This is a genomic window from Arthrobacter antioxidans (genome assembly GCF_023100725.1).
GTDB lineage: Bacteria > Actinomycetota > Actinomycetes > Actinomycetales > Micrococcaceae > Arthrobacter_D > Arthrobacter_D antioxidans.
In genome coordinates this window covers 1,000,674-1,019,140 of the sequence record NZ_CP095501.1, presented here as the reverse complement: position 1 = coordinate 1,019,140, position 18,467 = coordinate 1,000,674, and the positions used below count along the sequence as shown (strand labels likewise).

The following is an 18,467-nucleotide window of genomic DNA, read 5'->3' as shown; positions in this document are numbered from 1 at the left end:
CGCCGCCGCCGCCGGTAGCATGGCAGGGTGAGCCCCACCGCCGTCCGACCCCGACGGGACAGCCCCCAGCAGGCCGGATCCTGGGTCCTCGCTCCCTCCCTCGCCTTCACGCGCGACGCCCTGCTGGCCCGCCTCCTCGGCGCTGCGTCCCCCGGCGGTGCCCTGCGCTGGGTCCTCCCCCTGGCGGTGGCCCTGCTCGGCGGGATCCTGCGCTTCGTCCGCCTCGGCGACCCCGGCTCCCTCGTGTTCGACGAGACGTACTACGTGAAGGACGCCTACTCGCTGCTGCAGTCGGGCTACGAGCGCGAGTGGCCGGAGGACGCCAACGACTCCTTCAACGCCGGCACCCCCGACGTCCTCCTCGCCACCGCCGACTACGTGGTCCACCCGCCGGTCGGCAAATGGATGATCGCGGTCGGCATGCTGCTGTTCGGCGCGGACAACGCGTTCGGCTGGCGCTTCTCGGCCGCCGTCGTCGGGACCCTCTCGGTACTCCTGCTCGCCGTCGTGGCCCAGCGCATGTTCGGCTCGGCGCTGCTGGGGGCCGCGGCGGGGCTGCTCCTCGCGGTGGACGGCCACCACCTGGTGCAGTCGCGCACCTCCCTCCTGGACATCTTCCTCAGCTTCTGGCTCCTCGCGGCGTTCGCGGCGCTCCTCGTGGACCGCGACGACGGACGGCGGCGCCTCGCAGACAGGCTCGCCGCGTCGGCGCTCGGAGGCGGGCCCACCCGCGCGCAGCTGGCGTACGGCCCCTTCCTGGGCTTCCGCCCGTGGCGCCTCGCGGCCGGGGTGTGCCTCGGGCTCGCCCTCGGCACCAAGTGGTCAGCCCTCCCCTTCATCGCCGCCTTCGGCCTCATGACGGTCGCCTGGGACATGAGCGCACGGCGGATCGCCGGGGTGCACCACTGGCTCGCGGGGGCCGCGGTGAAGGACGGCCTGCTCGCCTTCGCCTGCCTCGTCCCCGTGGCCGCGCTCACCTACCTGGGCACCTGGACGGGCTGGTTCCTGTCCTCGGACGCCTACGACCGTACCTGGGCCGGGCAGAACCCGTCGGAGCAGTGGGGCTGGCTGCCGGACGGGCTCCGCTCCCTCGCCGAGTACCACCGCAGCGCCTACACCTTCCACCAGGGCCTCGGCTCCGACCACCCGTACGAGGCGAGCGCCTGGTCGTGGCTCGTGGTGGGCCGCCCGACGTCGTACTTCTACGAGAAGCCGGCCGGCTGCGGGGCGGACGCCTGCTCGCAGGCCGTGACCGTGCTCGGCAACCCGCTCATCTGGTGGAGCGCGGCGCTGTCCCTGGTGGTGCTCCTGTTCTTCTGGCTGGGCCGCCGCGACTGGCGTGCCGCGGCCGTCCTCACCGGTGTCGCCGCGGGCTACCTCCCCTGGTTCCTGTACCCGGAACGCACCACCTTCTACTTCTACGCCGTGGCCTTCGAGCCGTTCCTCGTGCTGTCCCTCGTCTACTGCCTCGGCCTCGTGCTCGGCGGGCCCGCGGCGGACGGCGCCCGGCGACGGACGGGTATCGTGCTGGTGGGCCTCTTCCTGGCCGCCGCCGTCGCACTGTCGGCCTACTTCCTGCCCATCTGGACCGCCGAGGTCATCCCCTACGACCAGTGGCGCGACCGCATGTGGCTGCCGAGCTGGATCTAGGGCCGCGGCCCACCCCCCGAACCATCCGGGCCTCTCCGGAACGAAAGCGAGCCATCGTGCGCGAAGCCATCACGGACCTGCTGGTCGACCTCCCGGCGACCAGCAACACCACCGACCTCCTGCTGCGGACCCACGCCGCCGAGCCGGGCCGGGCCCTGTACGCGGTGCGCTCGGGGGCGCGGTGGCAGGACGTCTCGGCGGCCGAGTTCCTGCAGCAGGTGACGCGCGTGGCCAAGGGCCTGGTGGCCCACGGCGTGCGGCCCGGCGACGCCGTCGCCGTGATGTCGGGGACACGCTACGAATGGACGCTCGCCGACGTCGCGATCTGGTTCGCCGGGGCCGTCACCGTCCCCATCTACGAGACCTCCTCCGCGCACCAGGTCGAGTGGATCCTCGAGGACGCGCAGCCCGCCGTCGTGTTCGTCGAGGACGAGCCCGGGGAAGGCGTCGTCCTGGACGCCGCGGCCCGGGCGGGCCGGGCGGAGGCGACCTCCGTCATCCGGCTGACCCGCGAGCCGCTGAAGGGCGTGGCGACCCTCGCGACGCTCGACGAGGCCGGCGCGGCGGTGTCCGACGACGCGCTCGAGGCGGCGCGGTCCTCCCGCGGCCTCGCGGACGCCGCGTCCGTCGTCTACACCTCCGGCACCACGGGGCGGCCGAAGGGCTGCGTCATCACGCACGGCAACTTCGCGCTGTTCGCCGTCAACACCCTCGAGTTCCTGCCCGAGTTCCTGCAGCAGGAGAACGCCCGCACGCTCATGTTCCTGCCCCTGGCCCACGTGCTGGCGCGGGCCGTCCAGGTGGTGTGCTTCACGGGAGGCATCACGCTGGCGCACTCCGCCTCGGCGGCGCAGCTGCTCGAGGACCTGGGGACCTTCAGGCCGACGTTCCTGCTCGCCGTCCCGCGCATCTTCGAGAAGATCCACGCCACGGCGGGCCGGCGCGCGGCGGAGTCCGGCAGGGGCCGGCTCTTCGCGGCCGCCGAGCGCACCGCCGTCGCCTACTCGCGGGCAGTGGACGCCCGCGGCCGGGGTGGGCGCGGGCCCTCCCCCGCACTGCGGGCATCGCACGCGGTCTTCGACCGGATGGTGTACCCGCGGCTGCGGGACGTCTTCGGCGGCGAGGTCACCCACACGGTGTCAGGGGCCGGCCCGCTCAGCGAGCACCTGACCCACTTCTTCCGTGGCGCCGGGATCATGGTGCAGGAGGGCTACGGCCTCACCGAGAGCACCGCCCCGTGCACCGTGAACACGGTGTCCCTCACGCGCGTGGGATCCGTCGGCATCCCGATGCCCGGCACCAGTGTGCGGCTCGACGACGACGGCGAGGTGCAGGTGAAGGGCGCGGGCGTCTTCGCCGGGTACCTCCACGACGACGCCGCGACGGCGGAGGCGTTCACCGGGGACGGCTACTTCAGGACGGGCGACCTCGGTGCGCTCGACGAGGACGGCTTCCTGACCATCACGGGGCGGAAGAAGGACCTGCTCGTGACCGCGGGCGGCAAGAACGTGGCACCCGGTCCCCTCGAGGAGAAGCTCCGGGAGCACGCGCTCGTGGGCCAGGCCGTCGTCGTGGGTGAGGGCAGGCCGTTCATCGCGGCGCTCATCAGCCTGGACCGCGAGGCCCTGGAACCCTGGGCTGCGGCGCGGGGCCGGGCCGGGCTGACGGCGGAGCAGGCCACCCGGGACGCCGACGTCCTCGCCGAGCTGCAGTCCGCCGTCGACGCCGCGAACGCCACGGTCTCGCGGGCCGAGCAGATCCGCACGTTCAGCGTGCTCGACGTCGAGTTCAGCGTCGAATCCGGGCACCTGACGCCCACCCTCAAGCTGAAGCGGGCCGCCGTCGTCGCCGACCACACCCGGGCGATGGACGAGCTCTACGCCCGGCGGTAGCCGTCAGGAGGCGTCGAGCGCCTCGCGGCGCCGCGCCTGCGCTGCGTCCTGGGCCATCATGGAACGGTCACGGCGGGCCTTCGTGGGCCAGGTGAGGACGAGCGTGAGGAGGGTCGCCGCGAGCACGAGGACGGCGACCGTCACGGCGGAGTCCGTCCAGAACTGTGCGGGGAACAGCCGGATGAGGGTGTCGTCCACGCGGAAGGTCCAGGTGCCGTCCGCGAAGAACAGGGCGTGGACCTGCGTGAAGAAGGTCTCCCACGCGAGGACGGCCAGCACGGTCAGGACGGCGATGCCGACCAGCGTCAGCACCGCACCGGAGAACAGCGCCCGGCGGATCCCGCCCCTGTAGTGCCGTGCGAGGTAGACGCAGGCCAGGACGGCGAGGACGAAGAGCACGAGGGCGATGAAGAAGGACAGCCCGAGGACGCCCTTCACATCCGCCATGTGACCCACCTCCGACGCGAGGAACAGCGGCTCGCCCTCGGGCGTCACCAGCCCCCCGAGGTACCGCGGGGGCGCGAAGTTCAGCACGTAGTCGAGCGCGTACGAGCCGTAGGTCATGCGGTCGTCCAGCGAGAACCCGAACCGGTCGGCGGGGAACCCGGGCCGGTGGTACTCGAGCCACAGGAACGACGACGTCGCGACGGCCCGGATGGCGGCGGCGACCACGATGACGGGGAAGAACAGGGCGACGACGACCTGCAGGAAGCGCGGGAGGGCGGGCTTCGCCGCGGCCGCCTGGTCCCGGGCCGCGGCACGGCGGGCGGCTTCGCTGTCCGGCGGGCGCACGGAGAGTGCTGCCGTGTCCGTGGACGGTTCGGCGGCGGCCGGCGTGTGGCTTCCACTCCCCGACGACCCGGCACCGGGCGACGCCGGTCCTGCCGCCACCGCGACGGCCGCCGGGGCTCCGGCAGGCTCCGGGACCCCTGCAGGCTCCGGCTCCTCCACGGGCTCCGACACGGGAGCGTCGTCCCCGACCCGGCCGGCGTCGTCCCCGACCCGGCCAGCGTCGTCCCCGACCCGGGCAGCGTCGGCGTCCGTCCCGACCGCGGCCGCATCGGGAGCGTCGGCGTCCGTCCCGACCGCAGCCGCGCCGGGGGCGTCCGGGCCCACGCCGTCCGCGCGGGATGCGCCGGAAGCGTTCGAATGGGTGCTGTCGGTCTCTGCCACTGCTTTTGTCTCCTTGATGGGTGCCGCCGGTGCCTGCATCCGGCGTCTTTCGACACTACCGGGCGTTCGGGTGCGCTGCCGGGAGGCTCCCCGCACGCCTGCAGGTCAGGCGGTGAGGACGGCGTCTCCCCGGTCGACGACGCCGAGGTCGCCGCGGTGCCCGGCCTCGACCGCGCGCCGTCCGAGGACCAGGGTGTACGCCCAGTAGGCGGCGAAGACCAGGAATCCGATGGTGAGGCGCAGCCACGGCGGCAGCCCGCTCGGCGTCACGAACCCCTCGACGAGTCCCGAGACGAGCAGCACCAGCACCAGCCCGAGCGCGACCGTGATGAGCGCGCGGCCCTCCTCCGCGAGCGCCAGGGCGCGTGGCCTGCGCCCGGGTGCCACCCAGGCCCAGAAGATGCGCAGCCCCGCGGCGGTGGCGATGAAGATGGCTGTGAGTTCCATGAAGCCGTGCGGCAGGATGTAGACGAAGAAGGTGTCGAGCCGGTCGTAGGACGCCATCATGCCGGCGGCCATGCCCACGCCCTGCGCGTTCTGGTACAGGATGACCACCGGCCAGATGCCGGTGACGCCGAATGCCACCGCCTGCAGCGCGATCCACGCGTTGTTCGTCCACACCAGGCCGGCGAAGGAGGCGGCAGGGTTCTCCGAGTAGTAGTCGACGAAGTCCTCCTCGACGTAGCGTCGGAGCTCCTCGTCCGGCCCGAGCGCCTGGATCACCCCGGGGGTGCCCACCCAGGAGGCGTAGAGCCAGGCCACCGCGACGAAGAGCACCCCGACCACCGCCGTGAGCCACCGGATACGGTAGAACGCGGCGGGCAGGGAGAGGACGAAGAACTGGGCGATGTCCTCCATGGTGTTGGACTTCGCCCCCGTGAACCGGGTGCGGGCGCGGGAGAGCCGGGTGGACAGCGCCCCGGACAGCGTGCTCTCGGGGTCCACGGACCGGATGATGGACAGGTGTGTGGACACGCGCTGATAGAGGACCAGCAGTTCGTCCGCCTCCGCACCGTCGAGCCTCCGCCGGCCCACGAGTTCGTCCAGGCGTTGCCAGTCGCTGCGGTGCACGGCGATGAATGCGTCCACGTCCATGGCCCAACCCTATAGTCACGGCGGCGTCGCCGAGCGGCAACGGCACGACGGCGCTACGCTGCTGGGAGGGAGCACGGGACCACCAGGACCCGTCACGGTCGCCAGGGGGATATGCATGAGTTCGGTCGTCACCGGCGAGGCCGTGGTCCTCGAACTGAAACCGGCCGGCTTCGCCGCCCGCGGGCTGAGCCTCATCATCGACATCCTCGCCCAGATCGTCCTCGCGATCATCCTGCTGCTGCTGATCGGGAACCTCCTCGACGGCGTCTTCGACCCGGCGTTCACGACGACCCTCGCCCTGGTCGTCGTCGTGCTGATCCTTCTCGTCCTGCCGGTGACGGTGGAGACCCTGACCCGCGGGAAGTCGCTGGGCCGCCTCGTCATGGGACTGCGGATCGTGCGCGACGACGGCGGATCGATCCGCTTCCGCCACGCCTTCATCCGCGGCATGCTCGCGATCCTCGAGATCTACCTGCTCGTCGGTTCGCTCGCGTTCCTCGTCTCCCTGTTCAACGAGCGTTCCAAGCGCCTCGGCGACCTGCTCGCCGGGACCTATGCGATGCGGGAGCGGGTGGTCGCCAGGCCGCGAGCGGTCCTCGTCATGCCCCCACGCCTCGAGGCCTGGGCGGCGACGGCGGACATCGGCCGCCTGCCCGACGCCCTGGCCCGCAGGATGTCCCAGTTCCTGGCGCAGGCCCCGCGCCTCACGCCGTCGGCCCGCGCCACGCTCGCCGTGGACCTGGCGGCCGAAGCGAGCCACCACGTGCGGCCCGTACCCCCGGCGGACACGCACCCGGAGGAGTTCCTGCACGCCGTCGTCGCGGCGCGGAGGGACCGCGACTACGCCGCGATGATGCGGCAGCGCACGCGGACGGAGTCGACGGCGAGAAGGCTCCACACCCTGCCGTTCGGCCAGGGCGCAGAGCCTTCGGGTCGCGGCGGGCCGGACGGCCCTACGGCTGGTTGACCCACTCGTCCCACGGGACGTTCCAGTCGCCGAAGCCGTCCCAGACGTACATGGGGCCGTAGTCCGTGTTCAGGATCTGCACCACGTCCCCGGTCGCGAAGGTGTCGTAGAAGTACTCGGCGCCCTCGGGTGACATCCCGATGCAGCCGTGGGAGACGTTGAATTCGCCGAGGGCCACCTGCGCGGCGGGCAGCGCCTCGTGCACGAACGCTCCGCCGTTGCTCAGCCGGCTCGCGTGGTTCACGATCGTGGGAGGGTAATAGGCCGGGTCGCCCGGTTCCAGGCCGATCGACTCCGCCGTGAACCGGGTGCTCTCGTACTGCTCCATCACCACCATGTAGCCCTCGGTGGAGGGCCAGTCCTCGGTGCCGAGGGTGATCGGGAAGGTGGCGTCGAGCTTCCCGTCGAGGTACACCTCCATGGTCTTGGTGGCGTTGTCGACGACGGCCAGGCGCGTGTTGTGCGTCTTCACGGTCCTGGTCGTGTCGCCGTTGCCGATCATGCCGTTGCCGAAGTCGACGCCGAACAGCCTCGACTCCACCGTGATCGTGCTGTTCGGGGCCCAGAACGTCTCGGGGCGGTAGCGGGCCTTGGTGTCCGAGAGCCAGTAGAAGGCGCCCGGCTGCCCGCTCGTACTGGTCACGGTGATGGCCTTCTCCACGGCGTCCCGGTTGGTCACCGGCTCGCTGAAGGTGAACTCGAGCGGCTGGCCCGTGCCGACCGTCGCGCCGTCCAGCGGGTACATCGCGGAGTCGGCCTCGTTCGCGGGTTCCACCGTCGTGAAGGTGGAGGTGCCGCGCCGGGACTCCCCGGCGGAATCGCGGGCCGTGTAGGAGAACTCGTACTCGGTGTCGAAGGCGAGACGGCCGGTCGCGGCCCAGCGCGTGCCGTCGTCGGACAGGGTGCCGGCGACGGGCGTGCCGCCCGTCCGCGGGACGAGCTCGACGGCGTCGAGCGTGCCCCCGGTCACCGTCACCGCGGCCGTGGTGACGGGATTGACCGCGAATGCCCTGTCCGTGGGCGTGAGTCCCACGCCGAAGTCCTCGGACTGCGCGTCCGTCCCGCCCGGTGTGGTCGCCGCTGTGCCCGGGGACGACGTCGACGACGGCTCCGGATCACCCCAGGGCGAGGCCGTCGCGATGCCCACGCCGGCGCCCACGACGACGACCGCCGCGGCGCCGATCGCTGCGATCGTCCAGCCCTTCCGGCTTCCTGCGGCCCTGCCCGATCCCTGCTTCGTGCGCATGCGTCCAGCCCTTCCACGTCATTACCTCTGAGCGGACTGTACGTGACGTGACGCGCCTCACCGCGGAGGCGGCAGGTGTCGGACACAACGACGGCCGCCGGCTAGTAGCGGTACTGCTCCGGCTTGTACGGACCGGCGACGTCGAGGTCCAGGTACTCGGCCTGGCCCTTGGTCAGTTCCGTGAGTTCCACGCCGAGCGCGTCCAGGTGCAGGCGGGCCACCTTCTCGTCGAGGACCTTCGGGAGGACGTACACCTGGTTCTCGTACTCGCGGTTGCCCTCCGCGTCGTCCTGCCCGAACTTCGTGTACAGCTCGATCTGGGCGATCGTCTGGTTGGCGAAGGAGTTGCTCATGACGAACGAGGGGTGGCCCGTCGCGTTGCCGAGGTTCAGGAGCCGGCCCTCGGACAGCATGATGATGGAGTGCTGCTCCACGCCCGCGGCCTCGTCGGCGGGGATGACCCACTCGTGCACCTGGGGCTTGATCTCGATCTTCTCGACGCCGGGGATGCGCCCGAGGCCCGCGATGTCGATCTCGTTGTCGAAGTGGCCGATGTTGCCCACGATGGCCTGGTGCTTCATGCCCGCCATGTGGCGGGCCATGATGACGTCCTTGTTACCGGTGGTCGTGATGAAGATGTCGCCCTGCGCGAGCACCGACTCGAGCTTCGCGACCTGGTAGCCGTCCATCGCCGCCTGCAGTGCACAGATCGGGTCGATCTCCGTGACGATCACGCGGGCGCCCTGGCCGCGCATGGCCTCGGCCGCGCCCTTGCCGACGTCGCCGTACCCGCAGACGACGGCGACCTTGCCGCCGATCAGCACGTCCGTGGCCCGGTTCAGGCCGTCGGGCAGCGAGTGGCGGATCCCGTACTTGTTGTCGAACTTGGACTTGGTGACGGAGTCGTTGACGTTGATCGCCGGGAAGAGGAGCTTGCCCTGCGCTGCCAGCTGGTAGAGGCGGTGCACGCCCGTGGTCGTCTCCTCGGTGACGCCCTTGATACCCGCGGCGATCGCGGTCCACTTCCGCGGCTCGGACCCGATCGTGGAGCGGACGGTGTCGAGGAACACGGTGTACTCGTGCGAGTAGTCGGCGTCGCCCTCCTGCGGGTTCGCGGGGACCGCGCCGAGCGCCTCGAACTCGGCACCCTTGTGCACCAGCATCGTGGCGTCCCCGCCGTCGTCGAGGATCATGTTCGGGCCGAGGCCGTCCGCCTGGCCGGGCCAGGTGAGGATCTGGGTGGCGGTCCACCAATAATCCTCGAGGGACTCGTTCTTCCACGCGAACACGGGCACGCCGGCGGGTTCCTCGACGGTGCCGGTGCCCACGACGACGGCCGCGGCGGCCTCGTCCTGGGTGGAGAAGATGTTGCAGGACGCCCAGCGCACCTCGGCGCCGAGGGAGGTCAGCGTCTCGATGAGGACGGCCGTCTGCACGGTCATGTGCAGGGACCCGGCGATGCGGGCTCCCGCGAGGGGCTGGGATTCGGCGAATTCACGGCGCAGGGACATGAGCCCGGGCATCTCGTGCTCGGCCAGGCGGATCTGGTGGCGGCCGGCCTCGGCGAGTGAGAGGTCGGCAACTTTGTAGTCGAAGGTCATGGTGTCCTGGTCCTTGGAGGTTCGGGAGGGCTGGGGTGCGGCGGGCCGGGTCAGGCGCGCGCGCCGTCGTCGAGTGGTTCGTGGCGGAGGAGCACGGGGATGCCCTCGTCGAGCACGTAGGTCAGCCGGGTGCCGTCGGGCCCCGGTGAGGAGGAGCGGAGGACACGGCCCTCCTGGAGGAGCTTCGACCCCGTGACGGGGCAGCGGAGGACGTCGAGCAGTCGGGAGGGGAGGTTCGCCACAGGGAGCTCTTTCGCTCGGGAGGGATGGGAATTCTACCCCCGAGTCTACCGCGGCCGCGCCGGCCCGGATCGGTCGGTCCGGTGGGCCAGGGCCGTCCCGTCAGGGTTCCCGCAGGATCCTCAGGTGGCCGCGCCGGGGGCCGCTGACGCCGGCCGGTGGTTCCATGGGTGCCCTGGCGCCGCGGGGTCCGACCGGCGGGGCCTCCACGGTGGGCTCCGCGGCGGCTTCCCGCACGGCATCGGCCAGGGCCAGGAGGTCGTCGGAGTTGTGCTCCGGCGCGGCGTCGGGGAGCGTCAGGCGGACCACTTCCCAGCCGCGGGGCACGGTGAGGCGTTCGGCGTGGGCCGCGCAGAGATCGTAGGTGTGGGGCTCGGCGTAGGTGGCGAGGGGGCCGAGGACCGCCGTCGAATCCGCGTAGACATAGGTCAGCGTGGCCATCGCCCGGCGGGCGCAGGCCGATCTGGAGCATTGACGGAGTGATCCCACGATGTTGAAGCCTACCGGGGATCGGCCGGGGAGAGAGCCGTGACGCGCCCCGGCGGTCGCCGCGCCACCGACGACACCCCGGGACGACGCCCCGGGGCGGGAACCCCACAGGGTACCGTCGCGGGAGTGCGGGCGGGGCGGTCGAAGGCTTAGAGTCGTTGCATGCAGGATGCTCCCACACTCTCGGTGAACCTGACCGATCCGGCGGCCGCAGACGAGCGTCCGGCGCGGTCGTTCTACGAGCGCCGACGCAACCGCCGGGGACGCGGCATGCGCGGCGACCTCCTGCCGCAGTACCTGCCGGGTGCGCGGTCGCGGTCGGAGCAGTTCGACGACTGGGTGATGGAGTCGGCGCAGCGGCTCGAACGCCTGTGGGGCGAGCGCATCCAGGATGTCCAGATCATGGTGCAGGAGATCCCGGACGGCCTCGAGGACATGACACCCGAGTCGCTGCGGGGGCTCCTGGGATCATGCTCCCCCGCCTCGCCGAACCGGCCGGCCGTCATCACCATCTACCGGCACCCCGTGCTCATGGCCGCGAGGAGCGTGCTGTCCGTCAACGAACTCGTGCACGACGTCGTCGTGGAACAGACCGCAGAGCTCATGGGCCTCGCCCCCGAGGCCGTCGATCCCGCCTACGGGCGCTCGCAGGCCTAGCAGCCCCGGACCGTCCCGGCGCCGGCCCTAGTACCCGAGATCCACCGGGATGCTCTGCGGACCCGTGGCACCCGCCGGGATGCCCGCGACGGAGATCCCGCTCCTGTCCCCGGGCAGGGTCATGACCTGCGCCCCGTACACCGGGTCCCCGGTGGCGTCGACGATCACCGCGACCGGCGAGCGGCCCACGGACGACGACGGCACGGTCACGGACGTCCCTCCCGCGATGCCGATCACCACGGGCTCGCCCAGCGCTCCGTCGGCCTGGACGGGCGTCAGGGTGATCTCTCCCCTGCCGTCCGGCGCGCCCAGGACCAGGGAGGTGTCCACGCCCTCGGCCAGTGCCACCACGTGGTCGCTGCCGAGGCGGGCGGCCGCCGGGGCACCCGCGAGGTCCACCGGCTCGCCGTCGTCGATCCCGCGGGTCACGCGTGCGGCCGCGACCACCGAGACGTCGGAGGCGACGGCGACGGTGTAGGTGCCTTCCGGGAGCGCGTCGAGGGGGACGCTCGTGACGGAACCGGCCGCCGCGGTCACCACTCCTCCGCCGGGCAGGTCCACCTCGCCGGCCGGTCCGGACACCCGGATGTCGAGCACGGCGTCGCTCGACCCGGGGACGAGCACCTGCAGCGCGGGGGCTGCGGTGCCGTACCCCTCCTGCTCGCGGATGCGGCGCGCCGTGGCGGCGTCCTGCACGACGACGCCGGGCACCACCTGGGTCAGGCCTGCCGGAGCGCTCGGCGACAGGAGCTCCACCCCGCCGGGCGTCAGGCCGCGCAGGACGCTCTGCTGGATGACGCCGCTCACGCGTCCGCCGTCGCTGCGCACGCGCACGGCCACCCGCTCCTGGTTGCCGGCGAGTGCGGCCAGCACGATCCGCCGGGTCTCCCCGGGCGCCACCAGCTGACCGCGGGTCCCTGCCGCCCCGAGGGGGCCGTCAGGCCCGAAGAGCTCGAGCGACACCTCGGCCGGCGTGCCGGTGGGATTGGTCAGGGTGAGGATGGCGGACTGCCCCACGGTGGTCGCGGCGCCCAGGAGCCAGAAATCGCTGGAGGGCACCTGGCAGGCGGTGGCCGCCAGCCCGCGGAGGTCCCCGTCGGCGGCGGTGTAGGTGGCGGTCGCGGCGGCCGCCGGGGTGAGTCCGCCCTGCGCCTGGGCGCGGAGGACGGTCGCGGCGTCGACGGCGACGCCCCGGGTCACTCCCGCGACGCGGTCCGTCAGGCCGTCCTCGCCGCTGCCGGCGGGGACGTCCGGGGAGTCCCCGGTCGCGAACTCCCGGATCAGGGCCAGCGGCTCCTCCCCGCCGACGGGCAGCAGCCCGCTCCCCGTCACGGTGGCGCCCAGGTCGCTGAGCACCACGCCGGACACCGTGGTCCGCGCGCCGGCCGACGCCGGGCCGAACTCGGGATCGGCGCCGTCGCCGACCGACTCGACCAGTCGCGGCGGCGCAGGGCACACCGCGGTGTAGTCACCGGCCGGTACGGCGGCCGCCGGGATCCCGACGTCGGCCCCGGGGCGCGCGGGCAGACCGGCGATGACGTGTCCGGAGGCGATCGCCGCCGTGGCCGCGAGGAGGACCACGCCGGTCGCGGCGCCCAGGGCAGTGCCGAGGCGCGTGGGCCTGCGGAGGCCGGCCGCCCTGTCGCGGGCGACGGCGCGCGCCGCGACGGCCGTGTCCGCAGTGACGGCTGTGCCGGCCGACGGCGTGGCATCCGGCTGCATGGCACCCGGCTGCGTGGCATCCGCCGTCCGGTCGGTCTTCCGTCCCCGGCTCATCGCGCACCGCTTCCACTCGTCGCCGGCTGCGGGCCGGCACCGGCCGGCTCGTCGTCCCTCCGGCCGTCCCCGGGGACGCCGGACACGGCGTCGTCGGAGGACGGACGCCGGGAGGCCGGTCGCTGTGGGTGGCCGCCCTTCGGCCGCACGACCGCGGGCCGGACCGGGACGGGGATGGCGAGCAGCAGCGTCAGTCCGAGGACGATCGCCTGGAGCCCTTCGGCCCAGGGCTGGTAGGCGCCCGTGTAGGAGAGGTCCACCCTGCCGCCCGCGGCGGGCAGCGCGAAGGCCTGCTGCCACCCGTCGGACACGGGCTCGAGCCGTTCGCCGTCGAGGCTCGCGTGCCACCCGGGGTCGGCCTCCTCCGCCAGGACGAGGCGCCGGCCCTCGGCGCCCGCGGGGACCGTGCCGGCCGCGTCCACGTCCGACGACGGGACGAGCGCCTCGGTCCGTCCCTCGGCATCGACGACCCGCACCCGGGCCGTGGGATCGCCGGCGTCCTCCGTGCCGCCGCCGAGCGTGGCGGGAACAACGCGCCAGAGGCGCCCCGCCTCGGTGTCGCCGACGGCGGTGAGGCCGGGTACGGCGTCGATGCGGCCGCTGAGGAAGTCCCCGGCGGCCTCGGACTGCCGGAGGACCACGAAGCCGACGCCCAGCTCGCGCAGGTCGCCGCGCGGGTCCGCACCCGTGGCACCGACGATCACGGCGACGCTCGTGCGGAGGAGCCGGGCGGACTCGCCGTCCTCCCGCAGGGTCACCTGCCCGGCGCCCTGCAGGGCGCGGGCGGCGTACAGCGGGTTGAGGGCGTCGAGGGTCGTCCCGGCGCCGCGCGTGAGGGCGGCGCCGACGTTGTCGTCGTCGTCGACCGTGACGACGAGCGTCCGGGTGCGGTCGGGGCCCGTGCCGCGGTCCGCCGCCGTCGCGGGCAGCGGACGCCCGGCCACGGGCTCCAGGCCGATCCCCGTGCCGAAGACCGAGGAGCCGGTTCCCGCGGCGGGCACCTCCTCGGCGGGGCTGCCGGGGGGCACCGCCGGGTCGGCGACCACTGCCGGAGGCGCGGCGAGGCCGGGGGCCAGCCACAGACCCAGGCTGAGCAGCGGGCCGACGGCGAGCGCGGTGCCCGCGGCGACCCGGAGGAGCCGCCGCCCGGCGCGGGCCGGGGCCGCGGGGACGCCGGCGTCAGGGCGGCCCGGCTGCCCCGCGAGGGCGGCCGCGAGCAGGCACAGGGTCACGACCGAGACGAGCGGGCCGGGGAACACCCCGACGAGGGCCGGGCCGTCCACCGCGACCGGGAACCGCGGAGCCAGCGCGCCCAGGGCCAGTGCGAGGATCGCGAGGAGCCAGAGGGTGCGCACGAGGGTGCCGCGTCCGTTCCGCCGGAAGAGCGCGACGGCGGCCAGGGCGATCACGGGCCCGCCGATGACGATCGCGGCGACGAGCGGCCAGGGGCCCGGGCCGGGGAGACCGGCTGCGGCGGGCGCGAGCATCGGGTCGAACCGCACGGGGAACCCGAGGAGCTGCTGCCAGGGCGCGGCAGGATCGAAGGCGAGCGGAACGCCCGGGTCGCCGAGGAGACCCCGGGGATGGTCGAGGGCCGAGAACAGGTACGGCAGGTACAGCGCGACGACGGGCAGCAGGGTCCACCACAGCGTGCGCGCCCTCGTCCCGCCGACGATCAGTGCGACGACGAGTCCTGCCACGGCGAAGGCGCCGACGGAGGGCGCCGACGCCGCGGCCGCGGCGAGGACGAGACCGGCGGCGGCGCCTGCGGTCCAGCTGCGGGTCCCGTCGATCCCGGGCTTCGCGACGCCGTCCGGCATCGGGCGGAGGGCCGGCGCGCCCCCGACGGCCCGGACGATCCCCAGGAGGGCCAGGGGAAGGAGGAGGTGGGCGAGCAGCGCGCCGAGGCGGCCCTGCCCCAGCGCGACCTGCAGCGCGGGCGCCGCACCCCAGAACACCGCGGCCCAGAGGCGCAGCGCACGGGACCGCGTCAGGGCGCCGGCCGCGAACCACGCCGCCAGGCCGGCGAGGGGAAGCGCGCAGACCACGGTGACGACGACGGCCGTGTTCGCCGAGCCGAGGCCCAGCAGGGACAGCAGCCAGAGCACGTACGCGAACGGCGAGCCATGGACGGGGAATCCGGCTCCCAGTCCGGCCCACCACGCCGTCGCACTGTCCCAGACGGCGTCCGGGGTCGCGGCGACCGGCAGCAGTGCCCCTCCCGCGAGGGCCGGGGCGCCGATGAGGCCGTGGAGGCCGAGGAGCGCGGCGGCGAGCAGCACCACGACGGCCAGGACGGCCCCGGATCCGATCCAGAGCCGCGCCGGGGCGGACAGCGCGGCGAAGTCGTCGGTGCCGTCCCCCGAGGGGATGTACTCCTCGGTCCGCTGCAGCGGGTCCTGCCCGGCGGAGGCCCCGCGCGAGGTGAACGCGTCGATGACCGACCGGCGGTGGGACCACACCTCGCGGCGGGACGTGATGAGCGGGCGCACGATGGAGCGCGGCCGGCGCCGGCTCCGGGCGGCGGAGCGGCGGGACCGCCAGAGGTGGAACGGCCGGCCGACGCCGGCGAGGCTGCCGAGCAGCTGGCCCGCACCGTGGGCCGGGTCCTTCGCCAGGAGACCGAGGAGCAGCCGGGCCAGGCCCCCGAGGACGGCCCCGACGGCGAGGAAGGGCACCGCCGGCGCGGCGGCGTGCTTGAGGCGGAGGTACACCTCGGCGGCGCGCGCGCCGTGCGGCGTGGACACCGGGTGCGGCCTGGCCCGCGCGTGGCGCAGCACCGCCCTCGGCACCACCACCACGCGGTGGCCGGCGAGGCGGTTCCGCCAGCACAGGTCGACGTCGTCGCCCACGCCGTGGAGGGCCGGGTCGAAGCCGCCGAGGGCGTCCCACACGTCCCGGCGGATCAGCATGCCCGCGGAATTGACGGCGAAGACATCGCTCCGCGCGTCGTACTGCCCCTGGTCGTGCTCGTCGACATCGATCAGCGTGAGCCGTTCCGCCCATCGGCTGATGGACAGTCCCACGTCCACGAGTGCGCGGCGATCGTCCCAGGCGACCTGCTTCGCGCCGGCCATCGTGACCGAGGGGGCACGCTCCACCGCGAGGAGCAGCTCGGCGAGCGCCCCGGGTTCGGGGGCGGAGTCATCGTGGAGGAGCCACAGCCAGTCATGGCTGTCGTCCTCCCCGGACCCCCCGTACGGCGGGATCTCGGCGACGGCGGTCCGCACGGCCGTGCCGAACCCGGCGCGCGCGGGAGCACCGACCACGGGGCTGCCGGCGGGCAGCCCGAGCTGGAGGAGGGACGCCGAATCGTCCGTCGACCCCGTGTCCACGCCGACGCAGAGATCGGCGGGACGCCTCTGGCGTCCGAGGGCTTCCAGGGTTGCCGGGAGGTACGGGGCACCGTTGTGGGCTACGACAACGGCGGTGACGCGGAGGTGCTGCCGAATCAGACTGCTCGCTTCCGCAACCTGCGGCGCTCCCGCTCGGACAGACCACCCCAGATGCCGAAGCGCTCGTCGTTCTCCAGCGCGTACTCGAGGCACTCGGACTTCACGATGCAGGAGCCGCACACCTTCTTGGCGTCACGGGTGGACCCGCCCTTCTCCGGGAAGAAGGCCTCGGGGTCGGTCTGCGCGCACAGGGCGTCGGCCTGCCAGGAGAGCTCGCCGTCGTCGTCGACGTTGCCCGGCACGAGCGGCTGCCCGATCCACGCCGGCCGGCCGGCCGGCGCCGACTGCGGACGGGCGTCCTCCTGGACCTCGGGGGCGAGGCCCGGAAGGACGAGGAGGCTGCTGGGGCCTTCGACGTCGGGAAGGAGCGTGAGGGTCTGGTGGGCGCTGAGGAAGCCGGTGGCCTGGTCCTCCAGCATGGAACGCGTGTCCTCGCGGTACCGCTCGCCCCCCAGCGGATCGGCGGGATCGAGGAACCAGTCGGCGGGAACGCCCCGTGAGCCGTAGCGGGCCGAGGCCTGCGCTGCGATATCTGGTCGGTCCTGCGTGCGTTCTGCCTGCCCCATGATCAGCCTTCCCGGTGTCGCTGTTCCAGCATCAGCATGGGTCGACCCTCGCGCCCGCCTGCTGGAACAGATCCGTTGCCCTAATTACACGGGTGTAACACGATTTTCGTCAAGCGGCGGGCGGAACCTTATAGAGTCGGGGCTTGACAATCACGAGTGCCACGCCATCAAAACTACCTGTTTTCGCCGACGCGTAAGCAAGTAGTCCTACGCATCACGTCGGCACACACCGACCATCGAGCCGGAAGAGGCCCCATCATGCCACAGACACCCGCGCAGCTCCTGACAAGGATGCGGTCCGTCAGTCCCACGTCCCCCCGCCTCGTCTGGCACGGGCGGGAAGGCCGGATCGAGCTGTCGGGGCGCGTCTTCGACAACTGGGTCGCCAAGAGCTCGAACCTGCTCGTCGATGAACTCGACGCCACCGGCGGGACGACCGTCGCCGTCGACCTGCCGGTCCACTGGAAGACCCTCGCCCTCGTCTTCGCCTGCTGGCAGGTGGGCGCCGTCGTCGTGCCGGCCGACGCCGACAGCGAGCCTGCGACCTTCGCCGACGCCGACATCGTGCTCTCCTCGCGGGCAGGCCTGGAGGTGGCCCCGCCCCGCCTGATGGCCTGCGTGGCCCTCGGCTCGCTGGCGCTCCGGTGGGACGGGCCGCTGCCGCGGGGAGCGGTGGACTTCGCCGCCGAGGTGCGGTCCCACGGTGACGTGTTCCTCGACGCCATGGACGGTCCCGGTGCGGCGAGGTCCGCTCCCCTGGTCCGCACCCAGGGGCGGACACTGACCGCGGCGGACCTCGCAGGCCTCGTGGCGGTGCCGCCCGGGCACGAGCCCGGCGTGGCCTCCGCCGCCGACTCCCCCACACTGCTGCTGGAATCCGGCGTGGACCTGCTGCGGGCCCTGGCTGCCGCGTTCGCCGTATGGGAGCGGGACGGGGCGCTCGTCCTCGTGGAGGAGGGCGTACCGGTCACCGATCGGATGCTGGAAGGCGAGAAGGTCACTGACCGGCTGGGGACTGCCTGACCTTCTCGACCGCGGGCGCGGCACGGGATCCCGTGCCCGCCTGCCCGCCCTCCGGGTGGACGAGCTCCTGGTCGTGGCTGAACGCCGGGTCCTCGTCGAGTTCCACGTTGAACACCCAGAACCGGTAGGCGACGAAGCGGACGAAGGTCGCGAGCACGGTGCCGAAGACCCCGACGATGAACAGGACGCTCGGATCCGTGACCGCGAAGCCGTATTTCGCGACGGCGACGCAGCCGGCGGCGATACCCATGCCGATCACGTTGATGAAGACGAACATCACCAGTTCGCGGGCCGGGTTGGGCTGGCGGCGGCGGCGGAAGGTCCAGTAGCGGTTGGCGACCCAGGCGAACATCGTGGCCACGCCGGCCGAGACGAAGCGCGCCTTGACCTCGCTGCCGCTCATGGGGCCGTGGATCAGGTACCAGTAGAGGCCGTTGTCGATGACGAAGGCCACACCGCCGACCGCCCCGAACTTCGCCACCTCGCGCCAGAAAAGGGAGGCGAGGCCCCTGATCCGGTCCATGAGTCCTGCCACTGTCAACCTCCGTGGTCCGATACGAACGCCGGCACCGCAGGGCATGCTCCCGGCGGACCTGCAGGACAAACCGCGACGGGGCCAGCAGAGCGGGCAACCCAG

General features: G+C 73.1%; 15 protein-coding genes. 5 read left to right on the top strand and 10 right to left on the bottom strand.

The window, feature by feature from the left end; genetic code table 11:
- Positions 1-27: 27 nt before the first annotated feature.
- Positions 28-1,650, top strand: a complete 1,623-nt coding sequence (locus tag MWM45_RS04805) for a dolichyl-phosphate-mannose--protein mannosyltransferase (RefSeq protein ID WP_247828468.1) — start codon at positions 28-30, stop codon at positions 1,648-1,650.
- 56 nt (positions 1,651-1,706) lie between these two features.
- Positions 1,707-3,542: an AMP-dependent synthetase/ligase gene (locus tag MWM45_RS04800; protein ID WP_247828467.1), complete on the top strand. Its 1,836-nt coding sequence runs from the start codon at positions 1,707-1,709 to the stop codon at positions 3,540-3,542.
- A gap of 3 nt (positions 3,543-3,545) precedes the next feature.
- Here the strand turns inward: MWM45_RS04800 and MWM45_RS04795 are convergent, their stop codons facing one another.
- Positions 3,546-4,715 carry a DUF1461 domain-containing protein gene (locus MWM45_RS04795; RefSeq protein WP_247828466.1) on the bottom strand — a complete coding sequence of 390 codons (1,170 nt, stop codon included), beginning with the start codon at positions 4,713-4,715 and terminating at the stop codon, positions 3,546-3,548.
- A gap of 105 nt (positions 4,716-4,820) precedes the next feature.
- Positions 4,821-5,810, bottom strand: a complete 990-nt coding sequence (locus MWM45_RS04790; protein WP_247828465.1) for a stage II sporulation protein M — start codon at positions 5,808-5,810, stop codon at positions 4,821-4,823.
- Between the two features lie 115 nt (positions 5,811-5,925).
- On the opposite strand from MWM45_RS04790, the gene MWM45_RS04785 reads away from it, so the two are divergent.
- Positions 5,926-6,777 carry an RDD family protein gene (locus MWM45_RS04785; RefSeq protein WP_247828464.1) on the top strand — a complete coding sequence of 284 codons (852 nt, stop codon included), beginning with the start codon at positions 5,926-5,928 and terminating at the stop codon, positions 6,775-6,777.
- On the opposite strand, the gene MWM45_RS04780 is transcribed toward MWM45_RS04785, so the two are convergent.
- The 4 genes from MWM45_RS04780 to MWM45_RS04765 form a co-directional block, all read right to left on the bottom strand.
- Positions 6,764-8,023, bottom strand: a complete 1,260-nt coding sequence (locus MWM45_RS04780) for a L,D-transpeptidase (protein WP_247828463.1) — start codon at positions 8,021-8,023, stop codon at positions 6,764-6,766. The two genes, MWM45_RS04785 and MWM45_RS04780, sit on opposite strands and share 14 nt — an antisense overlap.
- 101 nt (positions 8,024-8,124) lie before the next feature.
- Positions 8,125-9,624, bottom strand: a complete 1,500-nt coding sequence (ahcY, locus tag MWM45_RS04775; protein WP_247828462.1) for an adenosylhomocysteinase — start codon at positions 9,622-9,624, stop codon at positions 8,125-8,127.
- 50 nt (positions 9,625-9,674) lie between these two features.
- Positions 9,675-9,866, bottom strand: coding sequence for a Trm112 family protein (locus tag MWM45_RS04770; RefSeq protein ID WP_043447144.1), 192 nt, complete (start codon positions 9,864-9,866; stop codon positions 9,675-9,677).
- A gap of 100 nt (positions 9,867-9,966) precedes the next feature.
- Positions 9,967-10,353, bottom strand: a complete 387-nt coding sequence (locus tag MWM45_RS04765) for a DUF3499 domain-containing protein (RefSeq protein ID WP_247828461.1) — start codon at positions 10,351-10,353, stop codon at positions 9,967-9,969.
- A gap of 162 nt (positions 10,354-10,515) precedes the next feature.
- Between MWM45_RS04765 and MWM45_RS04760 the strand changes: the two genes are divergently transcribed.
- Positions 10,516-11,010, top strand: a complete 495-nt coding sequence (locus tag MWM45_RS04760; protein WP_043447138.1) for a metallopeptidase family protein — start codon at positions 10,516-10,518, stop codon at positions 11,008-11,010.
- A 27-nt stretch (positions 11,011-11,037) separates the two neighbouring features.
- Here MWM45_RS04760 and MWM45_RS04755 read toward each other — a convergent pair whose 3' ends face one another.
- The 3 genes from MWM45_RS04755 to MWM45_RS04745 are packed head-to-tail and all read right to left on the bottom strand — an operon-like array spanning position 11,038 to position 16,807.
- Entirely contained in the window at positions 11,038-12,786 is a 1,749-nt protein-coding gene (locus MWM45_RS04755) for a DUF5719 family protein (protein WP_247828460.1), read from the bottom strand.
- Positions 12,783-16,334: a glycosyltransferase family 2 protein gene (locus tag MWM45_RS04750; protein WP_247828459.1), complete on the bottom strand. Its 3,552-nt coding sequence runs from the start codon at positions 16,332-16,334 to the stop codon at positions 12,783-12,785. The genes MWM45_RS04755 and MWM45_RS04750 overlap by 4 nt, the downstream gene beginning before the upstream one ends.
- Positions 16,238-16,807, bottom strand: coding sequence for a WhiB family transcriptional regulator (locus MWM45_RS04745; protein WP_082046181.1), 570 nt, complete (start codon positions 16,805-16,807; stop codon positions 16,238-16,240). The genes MWM45_RS04750 and MWM45_RS04745 overlap by 97 nt, the downstream gene beginning before the upstream one ends.
- A gap of 258 nt (positions 16,808-17,065) precedes the next feature.
- Here MWM45_RS04745 and MWM45_RS04740 point away from each other — a divergent pair, with 258 nt between their 5' ends.
- Entirely contained in the window at positions 17,066-17,830 is a 765-nt protein-coding gene (locus tag MWM45_RS04740) for a TIGR03089 family protein (RefSeq protein WP_247828458.1), read from the top strand.
- Here the strand turns inward: MWM45_RS04740 and MWM45_RS04735 are convergent.
- Positions 17,805-18,353 (bottom strand): GtrA family protein, encoded by a 549-nt coding sequence (locus tag MWM45_RS04735; RefSeq protein WP_247828457.1) that lies wholly within the window; start codon positions 18,351-18,353, stop codon positions 17,805-17,807. The genes MWM45_RS04740 and MWM45_RS04735 overlap by 26 nt on opposite strands.
- Between the last annotated feature and the right edge of the window lie 114 nt (positions 18,354-18,467).

Excerpts from the sequence above, each read along its gene's own strand:
- MWM45_RS04790 (WP_247828465.1), bottom strand. The coding sequence starts at position 5,810 with ATGGACGTGGACGCATTCATCGCCGTGCACCGCAGCGACTGGCAACGC.
- MWM45_RS04785 (WP_247828464.1), top strand. The coding sequence starts at position 5,926 with ATGAGTTCGGTCGTCACCGGCGAGGCCGTGGTCCTCGAACTGAAACCG.
- MWM45_RS04780 (WP_247828463.1), bottom strand. The coding sequence starts at position 8,023 with ATGCGCACGAAGCAGGGATCGGGCAGGGCCGCAGGAAGCCGGAAGGGC.
- ahcY (WP_247828462.1), bottom strand. The coding sequence starts at position 9,624 with ATGACCTTCGACTACAAAGTTGCCGACCTCTCACTCGCCGAGGCCGGC.
- MWM45_RS04760 (WP_043447138.1), top strand. The coding sequence starts at position 10,516 with ATGCAGGATGCTCCCACACTCTCGGTGAACCTGACCGATCCGGCGGCC.
- MWM45_RS04755 (WP_247828460.1), bottom strand. The coding sequence starts at position 12,786 with ATGAGCCGGGGACGGAAGACCGACCGGACGGCGGATGCCACGCAGCCG.
- MWM45_RS04745 (WP_082046181.1), bottom strand. The coding sequence starts at position 16,807 with ATGGGGCAGGCAGAACGCACGCAGGACCGACCAGATATCGCAGCGCAG.
- MWM45_RS04740 (WP_247828458.1), top strand. The coding sequence starts at position 17,066 with ATGCCACAGACACCCGCGCAGCTCCTGACAAGGATGCGGTCCGTCAGT.
- MWM45_RS04735 (WP_247828457.1), bottom strand. The coding sequence starts at position 18,353 with ATGGACCGGATCAGGGGCCTCGCCTCCCTTTTCTGGCGCGAGGTGGCG.